Here is a 22,102-nt window from a genome sequence, read left to right on the forward strand (position 1 = left end):
CCGCGAGGATAGTGGGATCCCTGTTTCTGTAATCTAGGGCTGCTGTCAGCGACGGTGATTGCGTAGCGCCCCCGGACGGGTGGCGCCACGTCGATGCATCCTGCAACCATTAGACGGCCTATTCCGCCAGACGTGCATCACCCAGATCGACACCGAGATAGCGCGCCGCGCCGTCAACGACGATCGCATGGTCGATGCGTTGTGGCACGCCCGAAACGGTGATGGCCCCGACACAACCGAGCCCGTCGACGAGGATGGGAAATCCGCCGCCGTGGGTGGCAAAATCGGATAGCGGCAGGTTGTGTGCCTCTTCCTGGACGCGGTGCGAATACGCCAGTCGCCGCCCGACGAGATAGGAGGAATGCCAGAGCCGCAGCACGGTGTTGCGTTTACGGCGGATCCATTCCGCGTTGTCGGTCGTCGTGCCGTCAAGGACGCAGTGGAAGAGGATGCGATCGCGCAGCGAGATATCGATGGCAATCGCCGCGCCGCGCTCGACGGCGACCTCGCGCAATATGCCGCCGAGCGTCCATGCGGTATCCGCGTCGAAGCGATTGAACCGCAGCAGTTCCTCCTGCCGCTCCAATCGCGCGATATCGCCCTTGAGATCTTCCGTCATCATCGCCTCCCCTCAGCTGCACCTGTGCTATCTGGGTAGCCCGCCATGAGCCTTCCTACAAGGGCCGGGCGCATCACCACACTCACGGCCGCCTGATGCAGCGAAAGCCGATATGGGTCGTGGCGGCATTTTCCTCGTGCGCATGCCGCGCTGCCGGCCTGTACCGCCGGCAGTAATTCGGCGCGCAGAGATGGGAGCCGCCCTTGACCACCCGGCGGGCGATCAGGACATCCGGCATGCGCGGATCGCGGCTGCCTTCGATACCGCCGCCATGAGGGTTGACCGGGACGCAACAGCTTTTCTGCGCCGGCTCCGGATGGCGGGACGACCAGTAATCGCTGGTCCATTCCCAGACGTTGCCGATCATGTCGTTGAGGCCGTAGCCGTTCGGTGGAAAGCTGCCGACCGGCGAGGTGCGCTCGAAGCCGTCCGGCTTCAGGTTTTCGGTCGGAAACATCCCATGCCAGGTGTTCGCCATGAAGCGGCCGTCTGGAACCAATTCGTCACCCCAGGCGAACTCCGTTCCCTCGCGCCCGCCTTTGGCGGCAAACTCCCATTCGGCTTCGGTCGGCAGATCCTTGCCCGCCCAGTCGGCATAGGCCTTGGCATCCGCATAGCAAACTTGCACCACCGGATGGTCGTACTTGCCGCGGATATTGCTCTGCCGGCCATAGGGTCGGCGCCAGTCGGCGCCGAACCTGAAGTTCCACCATTGGGACGGATCGGTTCCGGAAATTCGCTTTGGCGGCTCGAAGACGACCGAGCCAGCCCGCAGCATGTGTGGCTGAGCGCCGGGATAGTCCTCGGGATTAGACCTCCGCTCCGCCACCGTGACGTATCCGGTCGCCTCGACGAAAGCCATGAACTGGCGGTTCGTGACGGGCGTCACGTCGATCCAGAAGCCATCGACCCGAACGGGGTGCGAGGGCGCTTCTTCCGGATAATGGTGATCGGAGCCCATCGTGAAGGTTCCGCCCTCGATCCAGACTTCGGCGGACGCCACCTTTGGACCGGCTTGCACTCGATCGTTCATCGGCCAACCTTCCACGCCCCAACACCATGCCGCGATAGCCACGAGGTTCGCCCAGTCCGGCCGGCAGATCAAGTGGCTTGCGGAATCATGAAGCTCGCAGACTGGCGGGCAAGGCGTCACCAGCCCGGCGGCGCGGCATGCCGCATCCGAGGGAACAGGTCGGTCAGGCGAATGCGCTGGTGATGGCGGCGAGGGAAAAGCCGCCAAGGATGAAGGCCGCCCCCTTGTAGGAATGCCGCTTGATGCTGCCTGGAAGCGACGAACCAAGCGCGACCCATCCGATCCCGGCCAAGGTCGACAGCAGCACGAAGGACGCGATCCTCAACGTCACCTCATCACCCGTCGTCTGCGGAATCATCATCGTGCCGACAATCATGGCCTTGGGGTTCAGTATTGTCGTGAAGAACACGCGCGCGTAAGCGCCACTTTCGCTCTGCACCGTATCAGGCGATGCCGACCAGAGCCTCACGGCCGACAGCGCCAGCCACGCGGAAGCCGCGATCTTCATGGCGGGCAATGCCCAGGACAGACCACTCACCATCGCCGCAACGAAGACAAAGAACGAAATCGCCAAGGCATAGCCCGCCGCTTCCGCTAGCGGCAACAGCCGGGCCTCTCGCAGCCCTCGGGCGGCACCGGAAGCGGCCAGGACCGTGTTGGTCGGGCCGGGCGTCATGAGGATGACCGCGGAGGTCAATAGAAACGTCGTCATCATGCGGTTTGCGAAGCCGTTGTGCGAGCGGGCTGGATGCCCATCGACCAGATGCGATCGTATTAGCGCAAGCTCACCATCCTCACAATGTGCGCTTCGGCCGCATGGCGCGGCAGTCGCAGAATGCAAAAAGGGCGCTCGACCCTTTCGGGGAGCGCCCTTATCCTGTCGAACGCCGGCGGCTCGGCGATCGCCGATACCACACGTGTCCGTTTTCCAGGCATGGCCGGGATATGTGGCGCCTCGCGGTCAATTTCAAGGGGTAGAGAATGGATGACAGGTTTCTGCTGGATGGCCCAAAGGACGCCGGGATCACGATCCTGCTGGCGCATGGCGCCGGCGCTCCGATGGACTCCGCATCCATGGCAGCGGCCGCCGGCGCGCTTGCCGACGCGGGCTTTCGTATCGCGCGCTTCGAATTCGCCTACATGGCGGCCCGGCGGACGTCGGGCAACCGAAAGCCGCCGCCGCGCGCCGAAACGCTGAAGCCGGAATACCTCGAGGCCATCGGGCAGCTCAATGCAACCGGTCCGCTGATTATCGGCGGCAAATCGATGGGTGGGCGCGTGGCGAGCATGGTGGCGGACGACCTTCATTCGACCGGAAAGATCGCGGGCTTGCTGTGCCTCGGTTACCCGTTCCACCCGCCGGCAAAGCCGGAGGCGCTTCGTACGCGTCACCTCGCCAATCTTGCGACACCGACACTCATCTGCCAGGGAACCCGCGACGAGTTCGGGACCAAGGATGAAGTCGACGGCTACGATCTCTCCGAGAGCATCCGGTTCCTCTGGCTGGAGGACGGTGATCACGACCTGAAACCACGCAAGAAGATCTCCGGATTTTCGACAGCCGACCATCTGCGCACCATGGCTCAGACCGTGCAGAACTGGGCGAATAGTCTCGGCATGTGACCGTCCGTGCCAGCGATCAACCGTCGACAGAAGGATGCAGGACCGGCCTGTAACCGGCCACAAGCGTCGCCAACGTCGACGGCGGCGTCAGAACACCGTCAATAGGGCCAGCCGCAGCCACGCGTCGGTAGCCGGACGGCGCCCACAGATAAGGTAGGCCATTCACAAGGAGATAGGCAGACGCCCCCGATGCGACGAAGGCGCCATCGGGCAACTCCTCCAACGGCACCGCAAGCGCATGCAGCCGCTTGCGACCGTGATCCAGCCGCTCGGCATGCAGGGTCGCGTCAATCTTTGCCGCCGGCGGAGGCGCAACACCGTTGCCGATACTCCAGAAGCGGCGAAACGCGTCCGCAGCAGCCCGACGACACAGGAAACAGGGCCGGTGTCCGGCCGCAAGTGCCGTCGCCTCGTCGAGGAAGAACAGCTCCGTCCAGCTTCGCTGCGCCATCACCACGCGCCGGATTCCCCTGTAGTCACATGTGCAGGTGATCCACGCCTTGGACGTCCATCGCCGCGCCGAGAGAGTGCGGGTGGCCGGGTCATGAATGATGCCGCGATTGCCGATGAACATGCCGCGCGCATCAACCGAAACGATTTCGCCAAACGGAGTGACACGGTTCTGCAACGGCAAGTCGTTTTCCTCAGGGTTCTACGAAGCGTGGTCGAATTCAGATACGCATCTGCAGGCCGAAAATGCGCGCATCGACAGCAGCGACGCCGAATGTTACGATCATAGCGTGCCGTGTGGCGACAATTTATTCGCTGCCGCAGCAACAGTTATTCGAACGACCATGCCACGCTTTGTGCAGATTCGCGGGATTATGCGCAAGCATAGCCGACAGTCGTCGCAAGACTGAAAAACCAGAGATTGCAGTCTAGATGCAAGTGTTGTCAGTCAGCTGAAGCGCGCGTACCCGGCTTTGGATCACGCGTGTGTTCCAGGGCCAGGGAGGCTCTTCGGCATGGTGACGCGGCGCCATCGTGGATCGACTACCGGTGCGGGCGCTACCCGCCGCAGAAATGCGCCTCGCCCACACGGCATTTCCAAACTCACTTTCCAGACACCGATTGAAATGCCGGGACCGCATGAGAGCGCACCGACCTCCGGAAACCAACCTGCCCCTCCCCTCCATAGGCCGTTCAAACGCTGCTTCGGCAATACGCCTGAAGCAGAACTGCCCGGTGCCTCCCTCCTCTGCGAACTCGGCGCTGCGTTTCGCTTCAACGTCACCGATACCGAGGCCGAAACCGAGATTCCCGTCGGATACACCTACCTTTGCCAGTTCATCTTTCACGACCTGACGTCGATGGTCGCAGACGCAGGCCGAGAACCGTTCAACCTGCGTTCCGGCCGGCTGGACCTGGACAGCGTGTTCGGGACCGGCACCACGGACCCGAGAAAGCCTGCGTCGCCGATGGCCCTCGGCCGGACCGCACCTGGTGCCCGACCCTGCGACCTGCCGCGGGATGCGCTTGGCCAGGCCACGATCGCTGACGCACGGAACGACGACAATCTGGCGCTGGCGCAAACGCACATGGCCGTAATCCGCTTCTACAATGCGATTGTCGCGCGATACCCGGGCATTTCCGAGCGCCAGGCGCGAGCACTCGCGGTCACGCACGTTCAATCAATCGTCCTGCATGACCTCCTGCCACGCCTGATCGATCCTGTCGTCTATGCCGACGTCATGCAAAACGGGCGCTCGGTCATCCATGTCGATCCGCAGGTCACCGAATTTTTAGTCCCACTCGAATTCGCTGCCGCCTCCGCCCGTTTCGGCCATTCAATGATCCGGACGGTCTACCAGCATTGGAATGCCGCAAACCCCGGCGCCATGCTCTACGGCTTCTGGAAAAACACCTACAACAGCAGCGATCCGCCTCTGGACGGCACGCTTGACGAGCCGCGGATACACCTGTCCGACCGATGGATCGCCGAGTGGGAGCGGTTGCTGTCGCCGTGGCCGTCACCATCCGGCCAGCCCGCCCTGCTCGCCTCCCGGATCGACACGGTGTTTGCCTATCCGCTGGCGCAGATACCGCAAATCGCCCTGCCGGCGCTCGCTGCCAGCAGCCTGCTGCCATCCACCAACATTGCCACGCTGTCGCTGCTGCGCGGTCTGTCGCTGCGATTGAGCAGCGGCCAGGCCGTCGCGCGGCAGGTCTTGGCCGCTGTCATGGATCGCGGCGGACCGACCTTCCCCGTCCTCACGCCCGACCAGATCGTGCAGGACGAACCGGAAGCCGTGCGAACCTTGCTTAGCGAGGCGCGGGGCGGCGCCAGAACGCTCGCCGAAAGCACGCCGCTGCTGCTCTACACACTGAAGGAAGCCGCGGTCTTAAACAACGGAAAGCGGCTGGGACCGATGGGAAGCCGCATCGTCATGGAAACCGTGCATGCGGCAATCGAGGCCGCGCAGCCCTCGATTCTCGGACCCCGCTGGAAGCCCGATCCAAGCCTGCGGCCCACCGCCAACGACCGCTACACGTTTTCAGATCTGATCTCCTTCGCAGGCCTCTCAAACCAGTGACATGCCCAACAAAGGAAAGGACCAGGCAATGTCAACGTTCAAGGTATACCAAGGAAACGATGAAGTCGCAGGATCAATCATTGCGGCGACCGAATTCAATGGACTGTATACGCCCACAATAGATCCGACGAAGCTTTTCGAGGAGTGGATCAAGAAACTCATCAATATGGGAGGTGGCGTTCGCGTCACATATGGCGACAACGACTGGGCCGTCTCTTTTCAGAGCAACAAGTTCATCGCAACAGACGCGGCCGGAACCCAGTATGATCTCAAGCTGAAGGGAGATGACGACAACAAGAATACAAAGAAGGTCATGATGATCAAACCCGGACAAAAGCCGGAACTGAACGATCAGTATCTTGCCAACATCGTCGCGAACATCAAGGCGGCGAGCCAACCGCAAGCAATGGCCTACCTTCTCGGAACGATCCTCTTGAGGCGCTGCCGCTGATCGCGGCCGCCGATAGCTGCGGTTTAAATGGCCATCGGCACATCGTTCAGCTCCGCATAGGCTGGTGGCGTTCGGCACCAGCCTAGCTGTTTTGGCACATCGAACAGCCGCCCCGCAGCGAACCGGGCATGCGGCGGCCGCAGGCCCGGTACGATAACCCGCGCAACCGGCACGCCGACGCGGACACGGGTCAGGTCGACAATGAGCAGGCGCAGGCCGCGGTCGTGACAGAGCGCCACGCAGGCATCGAGCGAAGGAGAGATTGCCGCATTACCCTGTCCCTCACGCTGCACTGACGGCAACAGGTGCGGCATCGAATGAAAGCTGACCGAATTCAGCCAGAACTGGAACGGATCGCCGGGCTCGGTCGGTATCGCCTTGCGCATCTCCAGCGACAGAAAGCTCTGCATCATTTCCGTCAACGCCGACGTCGCCGCGCGCTCGGGATCGAAATGCGCGCTCGCACCGATCGCAACACTGCCGCCGCCTCGCTCGGCCGAGATCGCCGCACGCACGGGAATGCCGAAGTCGGACGTCAGGTCGAGAAGGTGGCAGTCGCGGCCCTTATCGGCGAGCCATTCGAGGATCTCCCTCGCCGAGTCGGCTTCGGCGGGATCGGCGGCTGGGCGCGTGTGCTTGCCATACCACCACAGCGCGGCCGCGTCGCGTTCCACAAGCTCCAGAAATCCAGCAATTATGGCCTCGTCAAGCGTCGCGCCGGCAGCGCAGCCGTTGCTGTCGGCCACGGCGAAGGCGCCTGCCTCGCCCGTCTCGGTATATCCGAGATAGGTTTGGGCAGCGGTGACGAGCTTCGGCGCGCCGTCATTTAGATCGACCGCCTCGACCCAATCGACGATTTCCTCTTCATCGAAGCGCTCCGGCAGCCAGTCGTATTCACCGTGCCTGGCGTTCCATTCCGGCCGCTTTTCGTATTGAGCGTCGCTCGCAAGCAGCAACGAAACGGGGTGGACGGCGCGCTCCTTCACCATACCATAGGACGCGCTATGAAATGCCTCGTCTCCCCAGCGGCAGGACGACACGAGTTCCGCCGCCTCGCCCAGGCAGCTAGCCTGCGCCTGTTCGGCCGTCAGGCCCCGGCCCGAGGCGATCCGTCCTCTTTCGGGTGTGGCCGCGGCCGGAATTTCGAGCGGATTATCAGAGGCGCGTGGCAGCGCCACGTTCAAGGCCACCGGGAAATCCGCAGGGCTGACCAGGACCGGGTCGAATGCGGTTGCGATGAAGTCGCGCGCAGAACCGTGCATCGGATCGCCTCCGCCAGCCAACCGTCCAGACCAGCGAGGCCGGATCAGGACGGCATCGTAGCCGGATTCACGGCACCACAACAGCGCGCAATTTCAGGTCGCCTCAATCGCCATAGATGTCGAAAGAAAAATACTTCGCCGTGATTTCGTTGTACTTGCCGTTTGCGCGGATCCCCTTGATCGCCGCATTGAGGGTCTGCCGCAGCGCGGCGTCGTCCTTGCGCAACCCCAGTCCGGCACCCAGCCCAAGGATCTCCGGATCGTCCGGAACGTCGCCCTTGAACTCGCAGCAGGACTTTCCCGGGTCCGCCGCCAGGAACGCATCGAGCCCGATCGCCTCGGCCTGGATGGCATCGATGCGCCCGGCGACCAGATCCTGCTGTGCCTCGTCCTGCGTCTGGTAGATCTTCACCTCGGCGACAGAGTCGGCGAAATGTTTGCGCGCGTAGTCTTCATGGGTCGTCGAGGCTTGGACGCCGAGTACCAGCCCCTTCAGCCCCGCCGGCGTCGCGTCCATCTTCTTGCTCTTGAGGCCGACGATGCGCACGGGCGACCGATAGTAGCGATCGGAAAAGTCGATCAGTTTCTTACGCTCGTCGGTAATCGACATCGACGCGGCAATGACATCGATCTTGCCGGTGTTGAGCGCCGGGATGATGCCGTCCCAGGCGATCGGCGTCAGCACGCAGTCGAGCTTCGCCTCGTCGCAGAGCGCGTTCACGAACTCGATCTCCCAGCCGACCCACTTGCCCGACGCATCGAGCGAGGCGAAGGGCGGATAGGGCTCCGCAGCAATGCCGATCTTGATCGGCTCGGCGCGCACGGCCGACACCCCGAAGGCAACGAGCGCGAACGAAAGTGCAATCATCCTGATCAGGCTTTTCATCTCACCCTCCCGTCTGTTCGGTATTCAGCCCGGCAATGCGAAGGCCATGCACAAACCGCTGCCTGCACTTCTCGTCCTTGAATGGCAGACCGTGGAGCACCCATGAAACGATGCCTGGATCGTCCGGTGCTGCGTCCCCCCATTGCCGGCGCACCGAGGCAAGGAATTCCGCCGAGGCTTCGCCCGCCTCGCGCGGCCGCCCCAGATGCGCCAGCGCGGCCGCGCGCCAGGCGTGGAGGTCAAGCAGGCTTCCCGCGCCTCTTTCAGCCGCCGATACACTCCCCGCGTAGTCCTCGGCGATGAAGTGGATGCCGGCAATGTACCCCCATTGATAGGACGCCACCACCGGCGAGAGTTCCAGCGCCAGCCGCTCAAGCGACGCCGCTTTGTCGCTGTCACCGAGAAAGGCAAGCCCGTGGGCGCAGGAAAGCAATGTGCGGGGGTTGTTGGGATTGAGCTCGAAGGCAAGGTCATAGTGGATCGCCGCCTGTTCGAAGCGCCCGGCCATGATACAGGACCAGGCAAGCGTCAGATGGGCGCGTGTTTCGAGCGGATCGAGCTGCACAGCCGTCTGAGCAAGGCGGAGGGCCTCGGCCGCAAGCTGTGGATCGCGACGAAATCCCGGCACGATCAGATGACGGACATTGAAGATGCTGGCGAGGCTGGAATAGGCCGGGGCGAACTGCGGCATCGCCTGGATGACCTCACGAAACAACACTTCCGCTTCGGCTTCGGCCTCCGGGGCCCAGCGCAGCAGCAGGTTCTCGCCGCGCAGCCAGGCGTCGTAGGCGGAGAGCGAGAGATCGCGCCGCCCGTGACTGCCAGATACGCGCTCGGCTGAAAGGTAGATATCCAGCGTCGCCGCGATCCGTCGCGCAATCCCTGCCGAGGTCTGGATCCAGTCCTCCAGCGCCAGCGGGAAACGCTCGCTCCAAAGGACGTGGTTGCTCTTGACCTCGATGAGCGTGACGACCACCACGCCCTCGCCCACCGGCGAGCGAGCGTCGAGCATGTAGTCGATCGTCGCATTGCCCGGCTCAGCCAGCGCATTGTCCTGATCCTCGATGATCACCCATTCGCGGAACTTGGTCAGGCACCCGATGATATCGGCACGAAACCCGCTCAGAAGATGGGCCGAGGCGATCATGGCGTCGGGGGCAACGAACGGGCGGACTTCGATGACCGGCAAGCGGCCGGCCTGCCCCTTTGCGATGACCGACGGAGCCGCGATCGCGCCTGCCCCGGAGCGACCGGACCGGATAGCGGCGACGATCTCCTCGGCCTCCGGGGAAGGACCGATACCGAACTCGGACGACAGCACGTCGGCAAGCGCGCGATAGACGCGCAGCGCCGCCGCCCCCTGCCCCTCAGAGGCATAGGCGCGCATCAGCACGCAGGCGGCGCGCTCATGACTGGGGTCAATGGCGAGCAGCGCGGTTGCGGCATGCTTCATCGACACCACGTCGCCGCCGAAGCGCTCGATGCATCGCTCCAGTTGGTCGACAAGGCGTTCTCGCCAGCGATGCCTTGCCACGCGCAACCATGACGCGAAAACGTCATCGACATGATCGAGGCCGGCCAGTATGCCGTCCGGCGAGACACGGCCCTCCAGCAAGGCGTTCGAGACTGAGCCTTGTGCCAACGCCTCGCTGATCGAGAGCAGGTCGACGTCCAGGCCGGCGGGCGCCACGCTGACCTTGTCGCTGCCGCTCGTCAGAGCATCCGAGCCGGCTCGCCTGAACGCCTCGCCGATCTGCTTTAGAACAGCGGCAAGCGCGTGCCGCGCCGCCATGCGGTTCCGGTCGCTCCAGAGAAGTCCGGCCAAACGCTCCCGCATCTCGCCAGAGCGATGGCTAAGAACGAGATAGCCGAGCAGCGCCCGTGCCTTCAGCGAACCGGGTGTCAACTCTTCACCGAGGGAACTCCGGACGGAAAACTGATCGAGGACCGAGATCGTCAGCCTGCGGAACAGTCGGTCATCCCGAACCTGCGCATTTTCCTCCCCCGCTTGGACCTGATAGGCAAGAACAGGGCGAGGGATATTCTTGAGGGCCTGGGGGCCGAGACTGCGATAGGTCGCGGCGACTTGGCGATGCACCTGGTCAAACACCGCCTGCGAGATGCAGATGCTGCCTGGCTCGGCGAGCGACTGCAGGCGTGCGGCGACGTTGACGATGTGGCCGAACAGTTCTCCGTCGCGAAATTGGACCTCACCAAGATCGATTCCTATTCGAAAGTCTATTCTTCGATCGGGGGCAAGGGCCGCATCCATCTCGCGAAATCGGCTCTGGACCTCCAAGCCAAAGCGAAGCGCTTCAACTGCAGATTCGAAGTCCGCGAGCGCACCATCCCCCATCGTCTTGAGGACTTCACCTCTGTATTGAGGCGCAAGCGTGCGAAATACATCAAAACAACGCTGGATGGATTCAACCGTCGACGGCTCGTCCACCGCCATATGCTGGCTATACTGCACAGCATCGGCAAACAGGATAGCTTTTAGCATGCTGTGCCGCATAGTTTCCTGCCGCTGTGTTGGCTGCAACTAACCGACAACTGTACGTCCCAGTACAAATTACGTTGGGCTCAGCGAGAAAAACACCGCTCCAGAGTTGCACAGACCAAAGAAAGCACGCAGGCTCCGGTGAAACTTCATCCGGCACATCACCGCATACCCAAGCATCGCCTCAAGGCAGCGGCTGATGTAAAATGCCCGCTTTGCCGAGCACGGTGCATGAGGCAACAATGAAACAAGGGATGGTCCTGTTCGTTCTGGCTGCCCTTGCCTCTTGCGCGACAAACGAGCTCGAAAGTGGCGAAGCACCGGCTGGCCACATCGAAAAGCAACAGGGCCGCTCCGTGGAATGGCTGAAGCAGCATTGCCCCGATTGCCTTGGCCGTGGACCGAAGGCCCGCCTGTGAGCCCAGGACGGGCTTTTCCGCCCTGCGAGCGGGCCGCGGTCTTTTCCCGTTGCGGCCGCTATCGCTACACGCTCGACCGACGTTGGTCCGAGGATGGCGGGCAACTCGTCTGGATCATGCTCAATCCGTCAAGGGCGGACGGCGACGTCGACGATGCGACCATCCGGCGGTGCATGTGCTTTACCCGGTTCTGGGGTTACGGGGCGCTGATCGTCGTCAACCTCTATGCGCAGTGCGCCACGAAACCCAAGGAACTGATGGGCGTTGCAGACCCAGTCGGGCCGGATAATGACTTCCACTTGGCTAGAATTTGCGCAGCACTTTCACCGGCACGCCGCCGTGATGCTATCATCGCTGCCTGGGGAGCGCACCCGCTGGCACAGGCGCGAGCGGGGCACGTCTTGTCGCTTGCCGGCCGCGACATTGACTGCCTCGGTCTGACCGGGACCGGGTATCCGCGGCATCCGCTCTACGTGCCGGCCACGCAACCACGCGTCGCCTACTGTCCGCCGGCGATGCCCTTCAACATCTAGGCGGTGTGGACGGACTGCCGCACGTCGAGAAAACGAAGCGCAGTTCAGCGGCCATCGTTTCCATCGCGGCAGCATTCACCTTGGTCAAATCCGTCCGCTCCGCCTGGCCACAGCACCAAAGACTGGATCCACCTCATGATTCGATGCTCGCACCGATGCTGCTTTGGTTCGATTGCGGCCGGCAAGCTTGGCTTTGTAAAGTAGCTTGTCAGCTTCTTCGTAGAGCTCTGCGAACTGCGCATCGGCATTTGGTGGCGCATCCGTCATGCCCATGCTGGCAGTCACGGGTCGCCCAAGTCCTGGAACGGCATTGGCGACGACCGCGGGAATCGCCTGGCGCCGGCGCTCCGCCCGAACCTGGGCATCTTCTCCCCGCACAAGCAGCACGAATTCCTCGCCGCCGAGGCGGAACGCATGAACCTCCGGGTCCGCCTGGAGCGCGTCGGCCACGGCTTTCAGCACGGCATCGCCGACCACATGGCCGTGAATATCATTGATCGGCTTGAAGTGGTCCAGGTCGAGCACGGCCAGTGTGCGGTAGCCCTCGGCGCGGAACTTCTCAAAATTCTGCTCGATTGCCCGCCGGTTGAGCAATCCCGTCAGTGCGTCGCGTTCGGACAGGCGCTCGAGCACGTCAGCTTCGAAGCGTGCGTGGTCTCGCTCGCGCTTGATCGTCATGAAGCGGTCTGCCACGCCGAGCGTGGTGAACAGGACTTCGCAGACGCAAGCCACATAGAAGAGGAGCATGGCATCGTTGCTCTGCAACCAGGGAACCACGCCCGTGACCAGGCGGACCAATCCGACCATAACCATAGGCATATAGCCGACCGCCTGGAACTTGGCGGCGCGACTTCCGCGCCGCAGCGCGTCGGCAACCGCCAATAGGAAAATGACGACCACCGGAGCAAAAGCCGCCGTGTACACTGTCGACTGAACAGAGCGCCCCACGAACGGAAATGCCGCGTGAGCCGTGCTGAGAAGCATCGCCCAAGCGGCGCAATAGAGCAGCGCCCGACGCAGGAACGGATGCATGCGGCCAGCTTCGATGAAGCTGTGGGTGAACATCGCTCCCGAAGCGACCGAGAGACCGAAGATCACCGTCGTCATCCAGCTCAACGTCATGGCCCGCGGATCGAAGAGAACGATTGCAAGACTGGAAGTCACCAGGATGGTCAGCAGCAAGGAGATCGTGAGCATCGAATGCCACAGAACGAATGGCTCGCGTAGTATCCGGTAGAAGGCCGCGTTGAAAATCAGCGGCATGGACAGCATTCCGGCAAGTGTAGCCAGGAGGAGCAGGGAGCGCAGAAAGTCCGGGCTCAGAACGAGGTCAGACGGTGACAGATAGGCCCTCTCCAGCGTCATCCGGTGGCTCGGCAGATCGAACGCGACGACGACCTCTCGTGTGTCGCGGGTTACCGTCGGCAGAGAGGCCTTGAAATAGCCGCCAGACAGGGCGCTAGACAGGTCACCCGCCGGCACCGAGGTCTGGCGCATTGCGCCGTCTTGGTCGATCGCCAGCAGATGCACGGCCGTGAGCGCACTTCGCCTTGAAAAGAGGTATTGGGGAAGAGCATCGTCTGGACCGATTTCAAACCGCAGCAGCGTCCGCTCGCCTTCGAGCGAATAGGTCCGATCTCCGCAGGTCCAGCGCCCGGGCGAGTGGACGACAGTGACCACGTCGTCCGACAAACTGCTGGACGTCCAGCAGGAGCTGCGAATGTCCATGGATTCAGCCGCGCCAAGGGGCGCAGCGTGCAGAGATGCAAGCAATACGAAACTCAGCACCGTCGTCACGAGTGCTTTTCGGAGGACATTCCAGGACATGGATTGACGCTACACGCCAAGCATTGAAATGCCGTTACCGACCTCCAAATTTTAGGGGGCACGCCATGATTGAGACAAAGCTCAAGTCAGGAATCCCAAACGCAGTAGATGCGGAAATTGTCTACACCGACTAGGATTCAGGCCATAGACCGCTGCATGATCGGACGCAGCCGTCCATCGGCTGCGTCCGAAAGTCATCATAATGTAGATCAGGCCCGATCGAAGCGATCGGCGTTCATCACCTTGGTCCATGCAGCGACGAAGTCCTTCACGAACTTCTCCCCTGCGTCGGCGCTGCCGTAGACTTCGGCGAGCGCCCGAAGCTGCGAGTGCGAGCCGAAAATGAGGTCGACGCGCGTGGCGGTCCACTTCACCTCGCCTGTGTTCCGGTCGCGTCCTTCGAACACGTCCCTCGCCTCAGAGACCGCCTTCCACTGCGTGCCCATGTCGAGCAGGTTCACGAAGAAGTCGTTGGTGAGCGTACCGGGGCGCGAGGTGAAAACGCCATGCGCGCTGTCGCCGGCGTTCGCGCCGAGCACACGCAGGCCGCCGACGAGAACCGTCATTTCGGGTGCTGTCAGCGTCAACAGTTGCGCCTTGTCCACCAGGGCCATCTCCGGCGGCAGGCGCAGCCCGCCGCGGACATAGTTGCGGAAGCCGTCCGCCATCGGCTCGAGCGGGGCAAAGGAAGCCACGTCCGTCTGCTCCTGCGTGGCATCCATGCGGCCCGGTGCGAACGGCACCTTGACGTCATAGCCGGCATCCTTCGCCGCCTTTTCGACCGCCGCAGCACCGCCAAGGACGATCAGGTCGGCGAGTGAGACCTTCTTGTGGCCCGGCTGCGCCCCATTGAACTCCTTCTGGATCGCTTCGAGCTTCTCCAGCACCGTCGCCAGTTGGGCCGGCTGGTTGACCTCCCAGTCCTTCTGCGGCGCAAGCCGGACGCGTGCGCCGTCCGCGCCGCCGCGCTTGTCGGAGCCGCGGAACGTCGAGGCCGAAGCCCAAGCGGTCGACACCAGTTGCGGCACCGACGGCACCGCCGCAAGGATCTTGGCCTTGAGCGCCGCCACGTCCTGCTCGCCGATCAGTTCATGATCGACCGCCGGAATGGGATCCTGCCACGACAGCACCTCCTTCGGGACGAGCGGGCCGAGATAGCGCGCGATCGGGCCCATGTCGCGGTGGGTGAGCTTGTACCATGCCCTGGCAAACGCATCGGCAAACTGGTCGGGATTTTCGAGGAAGCGCCGCGCGATCTTCTCGTATTCCGGGTCGAAGCGCAGGGCCAGGTCGGTGGTCAGCATGGACGGAGCTTGACGCTTCGACTTGTCATGCGCATGCGGCACGGTCCCAGCGCCCATGCCATGTTTCGGCGTCCACTGGTGTGCGCCGGCCGGGCTCTTCGTCAGTTCCCATTCGTAACCGAACAGGTTCCAAAGGAAGTTGTTGCTCCACTTGGTCGGCGTCGAAGTCCAGGTAACCTCCAGACCGCTGCCGATCGTGTCGCTGCCCCTGCCGGTGCCGAAGCTGCTCGCCCAGCCGAGGCCTTGCTGTTCGATGTCGGCGGCTTCCGGCTCGGGCCCCACCGCAGCAGCATCACCGGCGCCATGGGTCTTGCCAAAGGTGTGTCCGCCGGCGATCAGCGCGACGGTCTCTTCGTCGTTCATCGCCATCCGGGCAAAGGTTTCGCGGACATCGCGTGCCGCGGCAAGCGGATCCGGATTGCCGTTGGGGCCTTCCGGATTGACGTAAATCAGGCCCATCTGCACGGCCGCGAGCGGGTTGTCGAGGTCACGCTCGCCGCTATAGCGCTCGTCGGCCAGCCACGTGCCTTCCGGCCCCCAGTAGATATCAGTTTCCGGCTCCCAGACGTCCGCGCGCCCGCCGGCAAAGCCAAAGGTCTTGAAGCCCATCGACTCCAAAGCGACGTTGCCGGTCAGGATCATCAGGTCGGCCCAGGAGATCTTTCGGCCGTATTTCTGCTTGATCGGCCACAGCAAGCGGCGCGCCTTGTCGAGGTTGACGTTATCCGGCCAGCTGTTGAGCGGGGCGAACCGCTGCTGGCCGGCGCCGGCGCCACCGCGCCCGTCGCCGATCCGGTAGGTGCCCGCGCTGTGCCAGGCCATGCGGATGAACAGCGGCCCGTAGTGACCGAAGTCGGCCGGCCACCAATCCTGCGAGTCCGTCATCAGGGCGTGAAGGTCCTTGATCACAGCGTCGAGGTCGAGGCTTTCGAACTCCTTGGCATAGTCGAACGCCTCGTCCATCGGATTGGACAGGCGTGAATGCTGGTGAAGTACCTGGAGATCGAGCTGGTTCGGCCACCAGTCCCGGTTCCCCTTGCCCGCCTTTGTGTGCGCGACCGGGCACTTGCTCTCGATCTTCTCAGTCTTTGTATCCATTTCAATTCTCCGGTCGTGGCTGCGTTGATTGAACTTGCTGCACAGGAAATTACCCCCAAAAGGCGGTCGATTCCATGGCCATGTAGGGGATGGGGCACTGCCGCCGGCAATCTGTTCGACGCCAGCGAACGAGCCTTCTCCTCCCCGCCTTCGATCTGTAGCAAACCAGACCGATAATCCGAAGTTGGATTTCCTGATGACTGTGATAAGAGATAGTTATGATGAATTTGACGCTGAAACAACTTCGCTACTTCGAGGCGCTCGCCCGGCACGGTCACTTCGGCCGCGCAGCGGATGCCTGCGCGATCTCCCAGCCCGCGCTGTCGGTGCAGATCAAGGAACTGGAGGAAACACTGGGCGCCGAGCTATTCGAACGAGGCGCCCGGCAGATCCGCTTGACCAGCTTCGGCGAGGGGTTCGCCGAGCGCGTCCGCGATATACTGCGCTCCATTGACGAGCTGGAAGATCTGGCGCGCGCGTCGCGGCAGCAACTGGTGGGACGGTTCCGGATGGGCGTGATCCCGACGGTGGCGCCATACCTGCTGCCCAGGATCATCGGCGACCTTGCGCGGCTGCATGACGGCTTGGACATCCATGTGCGCGAGACCCAGACGCAGAAGCTGCTCCAGGAATTGACGGAAGGCCGACTCGACACGGCCATCGTCGCCCTGCCCGTCTCCGAACCCTCACTCACCGAGGTTGCCCTGTTCGAGGAAAACTTCGTGCTCGTGCGGCCGGGCCAGGACGCGGGCAAGCCGGTGCCCGATCGCGAGATGCTCGGCGAAATGCGCCTGCTCCTGCTCGAAGAGGGGCATTGTTTTCGCGAACAGGCGCTGTCGTTCTGCAACCTGCAATCGGCGCGACCGCGGGAACTGCTCGACGGTAGTTCCTTATCGACGCTCGTCCAGATGGTCGGCGCCGGCATCGGCGTCACCCTCATTCCGGAAATGGCCGTTGCTGTAGAAACACGGTCAGCGCCGGTTTCCATCGCCCGTTTCGAGCCGCCTCAACCTTCGCGGACGATCGGCATGATCTGGCGGAAGGCGAGCCCGCTGTCCGAACAGTACCTGCGCATCTCCGAAGTGGTCCGCCAATCTGCCGTCGCGCTGCGCCAGCAGAGAACTCCAAGAAAGCGCGGATCTTAACGCAACGTCACAGGGCTTGCCGGGCCGTCACCCATGCAGTGGGCATTTCGGCCTCCGTGAGCCGTGTCTCCGGTTACTTGGCGTGTTCCGGTTTGCCTTTGCGCTTTGTGGAAGCAAACTCTTCGAGCTGTTTCTCGGTCATGGATTGTTCCATTTCTTTCGAAGCACCCTTGAGTTCGCTCTTTTTCATATCGCCGCGCTTCGCAGCCAGGGCGGCGCCGGCGGCCTTTTGTTGGGCTTTTGACTTTGCGGGCATGGGAATGCCTCCTCGTTGACAGGTAAATGGAAACAGCTTGGACTGTTGCCTGGTTCCGCTCCGGCAAACATTTTTGGTGATCCAACAGGTTGGGAGGAACAAAAGTTGCGGCCTGCAATTCCTCGCCAAGGTCCAGGCGCAGGAGGCCGACCATGCACGACAATGAGATGCTGAACCGCGCGATCGAGATCGCACATGAAGCGCACCAGGGGCAGTTGGATAAGGCTGGCGAACCCTACTTCGAGCACTGCAGGCGCGTCGCCGAAAACGTTGCGTCCACCGATGAGAAGACAGTCGCCTATCTTCACGACGTGGTGGAGAAGACATGTTCCTGGTCGATTGACCGGCTCGCGGCCGAGGGCTTTCCAAGCCCGATCCTGCAGGCCGTTCAGGCGCTGACACGATCACCGAACGAGAGCGACGAGAACTTTGTTCGCAGGGCCATCAGCAACAGTTTGGCCCGTGACGTCAAAATCGCGGATCTGAATGACAACCTCATACAGGTGTTGCAGGTGGAGGGTGATGTTGAACGCGTGACGCGCGAGCTCGCGATAGCGAAGGCGGACTTGAGAGCGGCGTAACCACCGCGGCAGAGGCATTCGGGCAGATCCGCATTTTCGGATTTCCGAGAGGCTGTCCCCGCAACAGCAGCGCTTTTATCGCCGCGCGACAGAGGGCGGCATCGTCTGCGATGCGATATCGTTGTCGCTGGAGCGCAGCAAAAAACCCAACAGCCGATTTTCCTCCGCCCGTAGCCCCGCAAGGGCCTGCGGTTCGCCGAGGTCCGGGGGCGAACCATTGCGCTCTGCCAGTGCAATGATATCCGGGTGAATGTAGCTTGAGCGGCAGACTGCCGGCGTATTGTGCAGCATAGCCGCGGCCGCTTCGCACATCCGGCGGATGGTGGGCCTTTCTCCCCGTTCCAGTACCTCCCGCGCGGCCGCAAAGGCTGCAACGCTCCCCGCCCAGGTCCGAAATGTCTTGGCCGTGATCCCGGCGCCCAAATGCTCGGCCAAATAAGCGTTCAACCTGCCGGAATCAATCGGATGAACCGTACCGTCTTCTTTCCTGCAGACAAACAACTGCCGCCCCGGCAGGTCGGCCACAGCCTCCAGGATTCGGTGCAGCCGAGGATTACGAAGCACGCGGCGTATGCGCCTGCCACCCTTGGCGACGAAACTCAGTTCGATCCGTTCCTCGTCGAGCCGGACATGGCGCTTCAACAGGGTGGTGGCTCCGTAGGTGCGATTTTGCACGGCGTAGGCCTGGTTGCCGACCCGCAGATGCTCCTCATCCAGCAAAGTGACCAAACCCGCCAGAACCGTATCGGCGCTGTAGACGGGCCCCTCGAGGTGTCGTCTGACGATCCGCCTGAACCGCGGCAAAGCTCTTGCGAACGGAACCAACTGTCCGAATTTGTCGGTGCTGCGAAGTGCCTGCCAGTCGTTGTGATATCGGTATTGTTTACGGTCGCGCGCGTCGTAACCGGTGGCCTGCAAATGGCCGTTCTCGTCCAGGCAGATCCACACATCCGTGTAGGCGGGTGGCAAACCAAGCGACGCGATCCTTGCCTTTATCGCCGGATCGCTCACCGCTTCGCCGCTGGGCAAGCGGTAACAAAACCCACGTCCGCGCCTCTCTCGCCGGATGCCTGGTTCGCCGTCATTGACATAGACCAGGCCAACATCCGGCGATGCTCGGTCAAACGTGGTCTCCTTTATCTCAGGGGCGACTATGGTTGCGCACGCCAACGACGGCGCTCCTCTTCGATTTCCGCAGCACTGTATGGAGGAGAGGCCTCGTCGAAACGGCCCCATCCCGCCTCCCGATATGCGAGGCCGCGAGAGGCGACATCAACGCGATTGGCATTCTGGAGAATGTCCTCGGCCTCGGCCATTTGCGTGTCGCTGACTTTGGCAACGACCATCGCCCCACCGCGACGGACACTCTCGGCATAGATGTCCGCCTCTTCCTCGGAGATACCCGCGTTTATCAACGCGCCGATAATCCCTCCGGCTGCACCGCCAGCGGCGGCACCGGCCGCTGCGCCGGCCGCGGTTGCCACCAGCCAACCTGCTGCGACAACAGGCCCGACGCCGGGTATCGCCATGAGCCCCAGTCCGGCCAACAGTCCCCCTGCACCGCCGGCGAGCGCGCCGAGGCCAGCCCCCGCCCCCACCCCTTCCGCGGCGTACGACTTGTCCGCGCCGCCAGCGTGGGAAACAATGCTGATGTCGTCAGCCGGTATCCCCGCCGCCTCAAGGTCGGTGACGGCGCGCCGGGCATCTTCGTAGGTATCGAACAGTCCTGTTGCGGTCCTCATCACAGTGCTCCTCGTCTTTAATTGGCAACGATGTTGCCCTGGTAGTCGAGCGAAACGACGACGGGCTTTCCATCCTTGATCGCCTTGGCGCGCCATACGCCGGTGTCGTCCAGGGCCAGATCCGAGATGCCGGTGTAGCCGGCGTCGCCGATCCGCGCCTTGGCTTGATCTTCTGTAAAGCTGTTCTCGCCGGTCACCGGTGCTGCCGGGTTCTGCTCGCCCGGCGTCACGATCGCAGGCTTGTCACCCGGCTTTGCGCTCTGCGCCCAGGCAGCGGGCGCTGCCACAATTAATGCAATGGCTCCAAAAACGGCGGTTTTCATTGTCCGTCCCTCGTTCACTGGTGTTTGACCTGGGGCATAACCCGCACCGAGATTTGTTTGTTCCAGCACCATCATGGGTGCCGGAGCACACCTGGAACCCAACCCTGGTTGAAGAGTTCCTCGACTAGCCGCGGCGCGAGTGCGGCCAATAATCTTCACGACTGGAAACAACGATGATGTCGATCGGGTTCGCTACTGCCGCAGTTGCCGCGCTGATCATCGACGCACTTTTTCCAGGCGGCGCGGCGGCTGATGGCTGTGGCCGCGCGTCCTGGTATGCCCTCCATTCAAAGACGGCTTCCGGTGAGCGCATGAACCCGGCGCACCTGACGGCAGCCCACAAGACGCTTCGCTTCGGAACGAAACTGAAGGTCACCAATTCCAGCAATGGCCGCAGCGTCGTCGTACGCATCAATGATCGCGGGCCGTTCGTGCGCGGCCGGGTGCTCGACCTGTCCAGGGCGGCAGCGATCCAGATCGGCATGATCCGAAGTGGCCACACCAAGGTCTGCTTCCAGCAAATTCCATTGAGGTCGCGGAGCGGACGTACGCCTCTGTGTTCCGCTGCACTTCACTGCAGTGGCAGCTAGGCTGGCCCGCTTCATCGGCGGCGCGGCGTGCCCAGCACCAAGCCCGGTCAAGAGGAAGCTCTGACGCCGGCAACCATGACTGATGTTTGTGACCCCTTTGCCAAGCGATCCGGCACGTCGTCGGGTCGTTCGCGGTCTCCTCTCGGGGGCGGTACAACTTATCTACACCCTTTGGTGGGCCCCGCATCCATTTTGGGAAACTCAAGCTGCGAACAGGCGGGTTGATCCGGAGATTAGAAGCGCGCCATCCTGAAAATTCCACTCACGGTGTGCCAGGACGGGGGGCAAGCCCAACGAAGGAGCCGAGTGATGTTCTCATCAACAAACAAGATCAATCGCGCGAGACGCCATTTTCTGGGGCTTGCTGCATCGGCTGGCACCAAGATTGCGACGGTTGGTGGCCTAGCAGCGCTTCCATCGCTGATCGCCGGGCTGGCCTCGGCGCACGGCGGGAGGGGTAGAGGTCGCCACCGCTGCTTCTTGCGTGGAACCATGATTGCGACACCGGCGGGCGAAATCGCCATCGAAAGTCTAAAGGCTGGCGATCTCGTTCGCACCGCCCGCGGCCGATCGATGGCAATCAAGTGGATCGGTCGGCAGGCCTTCGGGGTGTCCCGGAACAGGAAAGCCCTGCCTATCCGGATTTCTCGCCATGCCCTGGAAGACAACATGCCGCATAGCGATCTTTATGTCTCTCCCCATCACGCTCTGCTGATCGACGGCGTGCTGATCAGGGCGAAGGAACTCGTCAACGGGACAACGATCGCCCCTGCCCTGCCGGTGGGGCGTGATACCATCGAGTACTATCATATTCTGCTCGATAGCCATGAGGTGGTGGTCGCCGAAGGCGTACCGGCAGAGACGCTTCTTCTCGAGGCGGACAATCACGAAGCATTCTCGAATTTTGCCGAGCTTACGCGTCTGTTCCCGGATGGGACGATACCGGCAATGGCACCTGTGGCACCGATCCTGCATTGCCGCGGGCGCGATCATCTTAGAGCGCTGCTTCGGTTAGCGATCCACCCCTTCGCGGCAGACGACGACCCGATCGAGAAGATCCATGTACGGCTTGCGAAGCGGGCCGAAGTTGTCGCGGCCTAGCCGATCGAATTGTGATTCCCAATGGCCCGGCGTCAACTGCGCCGGGCCTTTTGATGTCCGCGATTATCCGCTTCAGAGGACGAAGTCCGCCTTGCTCATTGCCAGCGAGAGATCGAGCACCATCGCAAAGTCGGCCTTTCCATCGCCGTTGACGTCGCCGTGGATGTAGGTGTCGCCGCGTTTGATCTCGTAGCGCAGTTCGCCGGCCTTCTTGTGGAAGGCCTCAGTGCCGATGAAGGTGAAGGCCTGGTCGCCGCCGGTCTTCGTGCTGGCGT

At 62.6% G+C, this 22,102-nt stretch carries 20 protein-coding genes and 3 pseudogenes; 8 read left to right on the plus strand and 15 right to left on the minus strand.

Annotation, left to right across the window (positions count from 1 at the left end):
• Positions 1–118: 118 nt before the first annotated feature.
• The 3 genes from AC1DDS_RS15125 to AC1DDS_RS15135 form a co-directional block, all read right to left on the minus strand.
• Positions 119–619, minus strand: a complete 501-nt coding sequence (locus tag AC1DDS_RS15125) for a heme-degrading domain-containing protein (RefSeq protein WP_477479642.1) — start codon at positions 617–619, stop codon at positions 119–121.
• 82 nt (positions 620–701) lie between these two features.
• Entirely contained in the window at positions 702–1,652 is a 951-nt protein-coding gene (locus AC1DDS_RS15130) for a formylglycine-generating enzyme family protein (RefSeq protein ID WP_477479643.1), read from the minus strand.
• A gap of 163 nt (positions 1,653–1,815) precedes the next feature.
• The gene (locus AC1DDS_RS15135) at positions 1,816–2,364 is read right to left on the minus strand and encodes a LysE family translocator (protein WP_477479644.1); all 549 of its coding nucleotides are present in this window, start codon (positions 2,362–2,364) and stop codon (positions 1,816–1,818) included.
• Between the two features lie 269 nt (positions 2,365–2,633).
• Between AC1DDS_RS15135 and AC1DDS_RS15140 the strand changes: the two genes are divergently transcribed.
• Positions 2,634–3,275 carry an alpha/beta hydrolase family protein gene (locus AC1DDS_RS15140; protein ID WP_477479645.1) on the plus strand — a complete coding sequence of 214 codons (642 nt, stop codon included), beginning with the start codon at positions 2,634–2,636 and terminating at the stop codon, positions 3,273–3,275.
• Positions 3,276–3,291: 16 nt separating this feature from the next.
• On the opposite strand, the gene AC1DDS_RS15145 is transcribed toward AC1DDS_RS15140, so the two are convergent.
• Positions 3,292–3,909, minus strand: coding sequence for a hypothetical protein (locus AC1DDS_RS15145; RefSeq protein ID WP_477479646.1), 618 nt, complete (start codon positions 3,907–3,909; stop codon positions 3,292–3,294).
• A gap of 442 nt (positions 3,910–4,351) precedes the next feature.
• On the opposite strand from AC1DDS_RS15145, the gene AC1DDS_RS15150 reads away from it, so the two are divergent.
• Together AC1DDS_RS15150 and AC1DDS_RS15155 are read left to right on the plus strand one after the other, a co-directional pair.
• Positions 4,352–5,809, plus strand: a complete 1,458-nt coding sequence (locus AC1DDS_RS15150; protein WP_477479647.1) for a peroxidase family protein — start codon at positions 4,352–4,354, stop codon at positions 5,807–5,809.
• A 28-nt stretch (positions 5,810–5,837) separates the two neighbouring features.
• Positions 5,838–6,260: a hypothetical protein gene (locus tag AC1DDS_RS15155; RefSeq protein ID WP_310416657.1), complete on the plus strand. Its 423-nt coding sequence runs from the start codon at positions 5,838–5,840 to the stop codon at positions 6,258–6,260.
• 23 nt (positions 6,261–6,283) lie between these two features.
• Here the strand turns inward: AC1DDS_RS15155 and AC1DDS_RS15160 are convergent, their stop codons facing one another.
• The 4 genes and pseudogenes from AC1DDS_RS15160 to AC1DDS_RS15175 all read right to left on the minus strand — a co-directional run.
• Entirely contained in the window at positions 6,284–7,522 is a 1,239-nt protein-coding gene (locus tag AC1DDS_RS15160; protein WP_477479648.1) for a YcaO-like family protein, read from the minus strand.
• 103 nt (positions 7,523–7,625) lie between these two features.
• Positions 7,626–8,408: a transporter substrate-binding domain-containing protein gene (locus tag AC1DDS_RS15165; protein ID WP_477479649.1), complete on the minus strand. Its 783-nt coding sequence runs from the start codon at positions 8,406–8,408 to the stop codon at positions 7,626–7,628.
• 1 nt (position 8,409) lies between these two features.
• Positions 8,410–10,506 carry a BTAD domain-containing putative transcriptional regulator gene (locus tag AC1DDS_RS15170; protein WP_477479677.1) on the minus strand — a complete coding sequence of 699 codons (2,097 nt, stop codon included), beginning with the start codon at positions 10,504–10,506 and terminating at the stop codon, positions 8,410–8,412.
• Positions 10,507–10,554: 48 nt separating this feature from the next.
• Positions 10,555–10,923 (minus strand): annotated as a pseudogene (locus AC1DDS_RS15175) (adenylate/guanylate cyclase domain-containing protein); the annotation flags it as partial.
• 400 nt (positions 10,924–11,323) lie between these two features.
• Here AC1DDS_RS15175 and AC1DDS_RS15180 point away from each other — a divergent pair.
• Positions 11,324–11,860 (plus strand): DUF1643 domain-containing protein, encoded by a 537-nt coding sequence (locus AC1DDS_RS15180; protein ID WP_477479650.1) that lies wholly within the window; start codon positions 11,324–11,326, stop codon positions 11,858–11,860.
• A gap of 84 nt (positions 11,861–11,944) precedes the next feature.
• Here AC1DDS_RS15180 and AC1DDS_RS15185 read toward each other — a convergent pair whose 3' ends face one another.
• Together AC1DDS_RS15185 and katG are read right to left on the minus strand one after the other, a co-directional pair.
• Entirely contained in the window at positions 11,945–13,657 is a 1,713-nt protein-coding gene (locus tag AC1DDS_RS15185; protein ID WP_477479651.1) for a GGDEF domain-containing protein, read from the minus strand.
• A 239-nt stretch (positions 13,658–13,896) separates the two neighbouring features.
• Positions 13,897–16,089, minus strand: coding sequence for a catalase/peroxidase HPI (gene katG, locus AC1DDS_RS15190; protein ID WP_477479652.1), 2,193 nt, complete (start codon positions 16,087–16,089; stop codon positions 13,897–13,899).
• A gap of 218 nt (positions 16,090–16,307) precedes the next feature.
• On the opposite strand from katG, the gene AC1DDS_RS15195 reads away from it, so the two are divergent.
• Positions 16,308–17,234 (plus strand): hydrogen peroxide-inducible genes activator, encoded by a 927-nt coding sequence (locus tag AC1DDS_RS15195; RefSeq protein WP_477479653.1) that lies wholly within the window; start codon positions 16,308–16,310, stop codon positions 17,232–17,234.
• Between the two features lie 73 nt (positions 17,235–17,307).
• Here the strand turns inward: AC1DDS_RS15195 and AC1DDS_RS15200 are convergent, their stop codons facing one another.
• On the minus strand, positions 17,308–17,490 hold the full coding sequence (locus AC1DDS_RS15200) for a DUF3008 family protein (protein ID WP_477479654.1): 183 nt from the start codon (positions 17,488–17,490) through the stop codon (positions 17,308–17,310).
• Positions 17,491–17,642: 152 nt separating this feature from the next.
• Here AC1DDS_RS15200 and AC1DDS_RS15205 point away from each other — a divergent pair, with 152 nt between their 5' ends.
• A complete protein-coding gene (locus AC1DDS_RS15205; protein ID WP_477479655.1) occupies positions 17,643–18,071 on the plus strand; it encodes an HD domain-containing protein in 429 nt (142 codons plus the stop codon).
• Positions 18,072–18,146: 75 nt separating this feature from the next.
• On the opposite strand, the gene AC1DDS_RS15210 is transcribed toward AC1DDS_RS15205, so the two are convergent.
• The 3 genes from AC1DDS_RS15210 to AC1DDS_RS15220 are packed head-to-tail and all read right to left on the minus strand — an operon-like array spanning position 18,147 to position 20,136.
• Positions 18,147–19,226, minus strand: coding sequence for a DNA topoisomerase IB (locus AC1DDS_RS15210; RefSeq protein WP_477479678.1), 1,080 nt, complete (start codon positions 19,224–19,226; stop codon positions 18,147–18,149).
• Entirely contained in the window at positions 19,223–19,813 is a 591-nt protein-coding gene (locus tag AC1DDS_RS15215; RefSeq protein WP_477479656.1) for a general stress protein, read from the minus strand. Before AC1DDS_RS15215 ends, AC1DDS_RS15210 begins: the two co-directional genes overlap by 4 nt.
• A 17-nt stretch (positions 19,814–19,830) precedes the next feature.
• The gene (locus AC1DDS_RS15220) at positions 19,831–20,136 is read right to left on the minus strand and encodes a PepSY domain-containing protein (protein WP_477479679.1); all 306 of its coding nucleotides are present in this window, start codon (positions 20,134–20,136) and stop codon (positions 19,831–19,833) included.
• A 176-nt stretch (positions 20,137–20,312) separates the two neighbouring features.
• Here AC1DDS_RS15220 and AC1DDS_RS15225 point away from each other — a divergent pair.
• A pseudogene (locus AC1DDS_RS15225) lies at positions 20,313–20,660 on the plus strand (septal ring lytic transglycosylase RlpA family protein); the annotation flags it as partial.
• A 375-nt stretch (positions 20,661–21,035) separates the two neighbouring features.
• Positions 21,036–21,827 (plus strand): Hint domain-containing protein, encoded by a 792-nt coding sequence (locus AC1DDS_RS15230; RefSeq protein WP_477479657.1) that lies wholly within the window; start codon positions 21,036–21,038, stop codon positions 21,825–21,827.
• A 72-nt stretch (positions 21,828–21,899) separates the two neighbouring features.
• On the opposite strand, the pseudogene AC1DDS_RS15235 reads toward AC1DDS_RS15230, so the two are convergent.
• Positions 21,900–22,102: pseudogene (locus AC1DDS_RS15235) on the minus strand (protease); the annotation flags it as partial.

This window comes from Mycoplana sp. 10N416 (genome assembly GCF_056394765.1).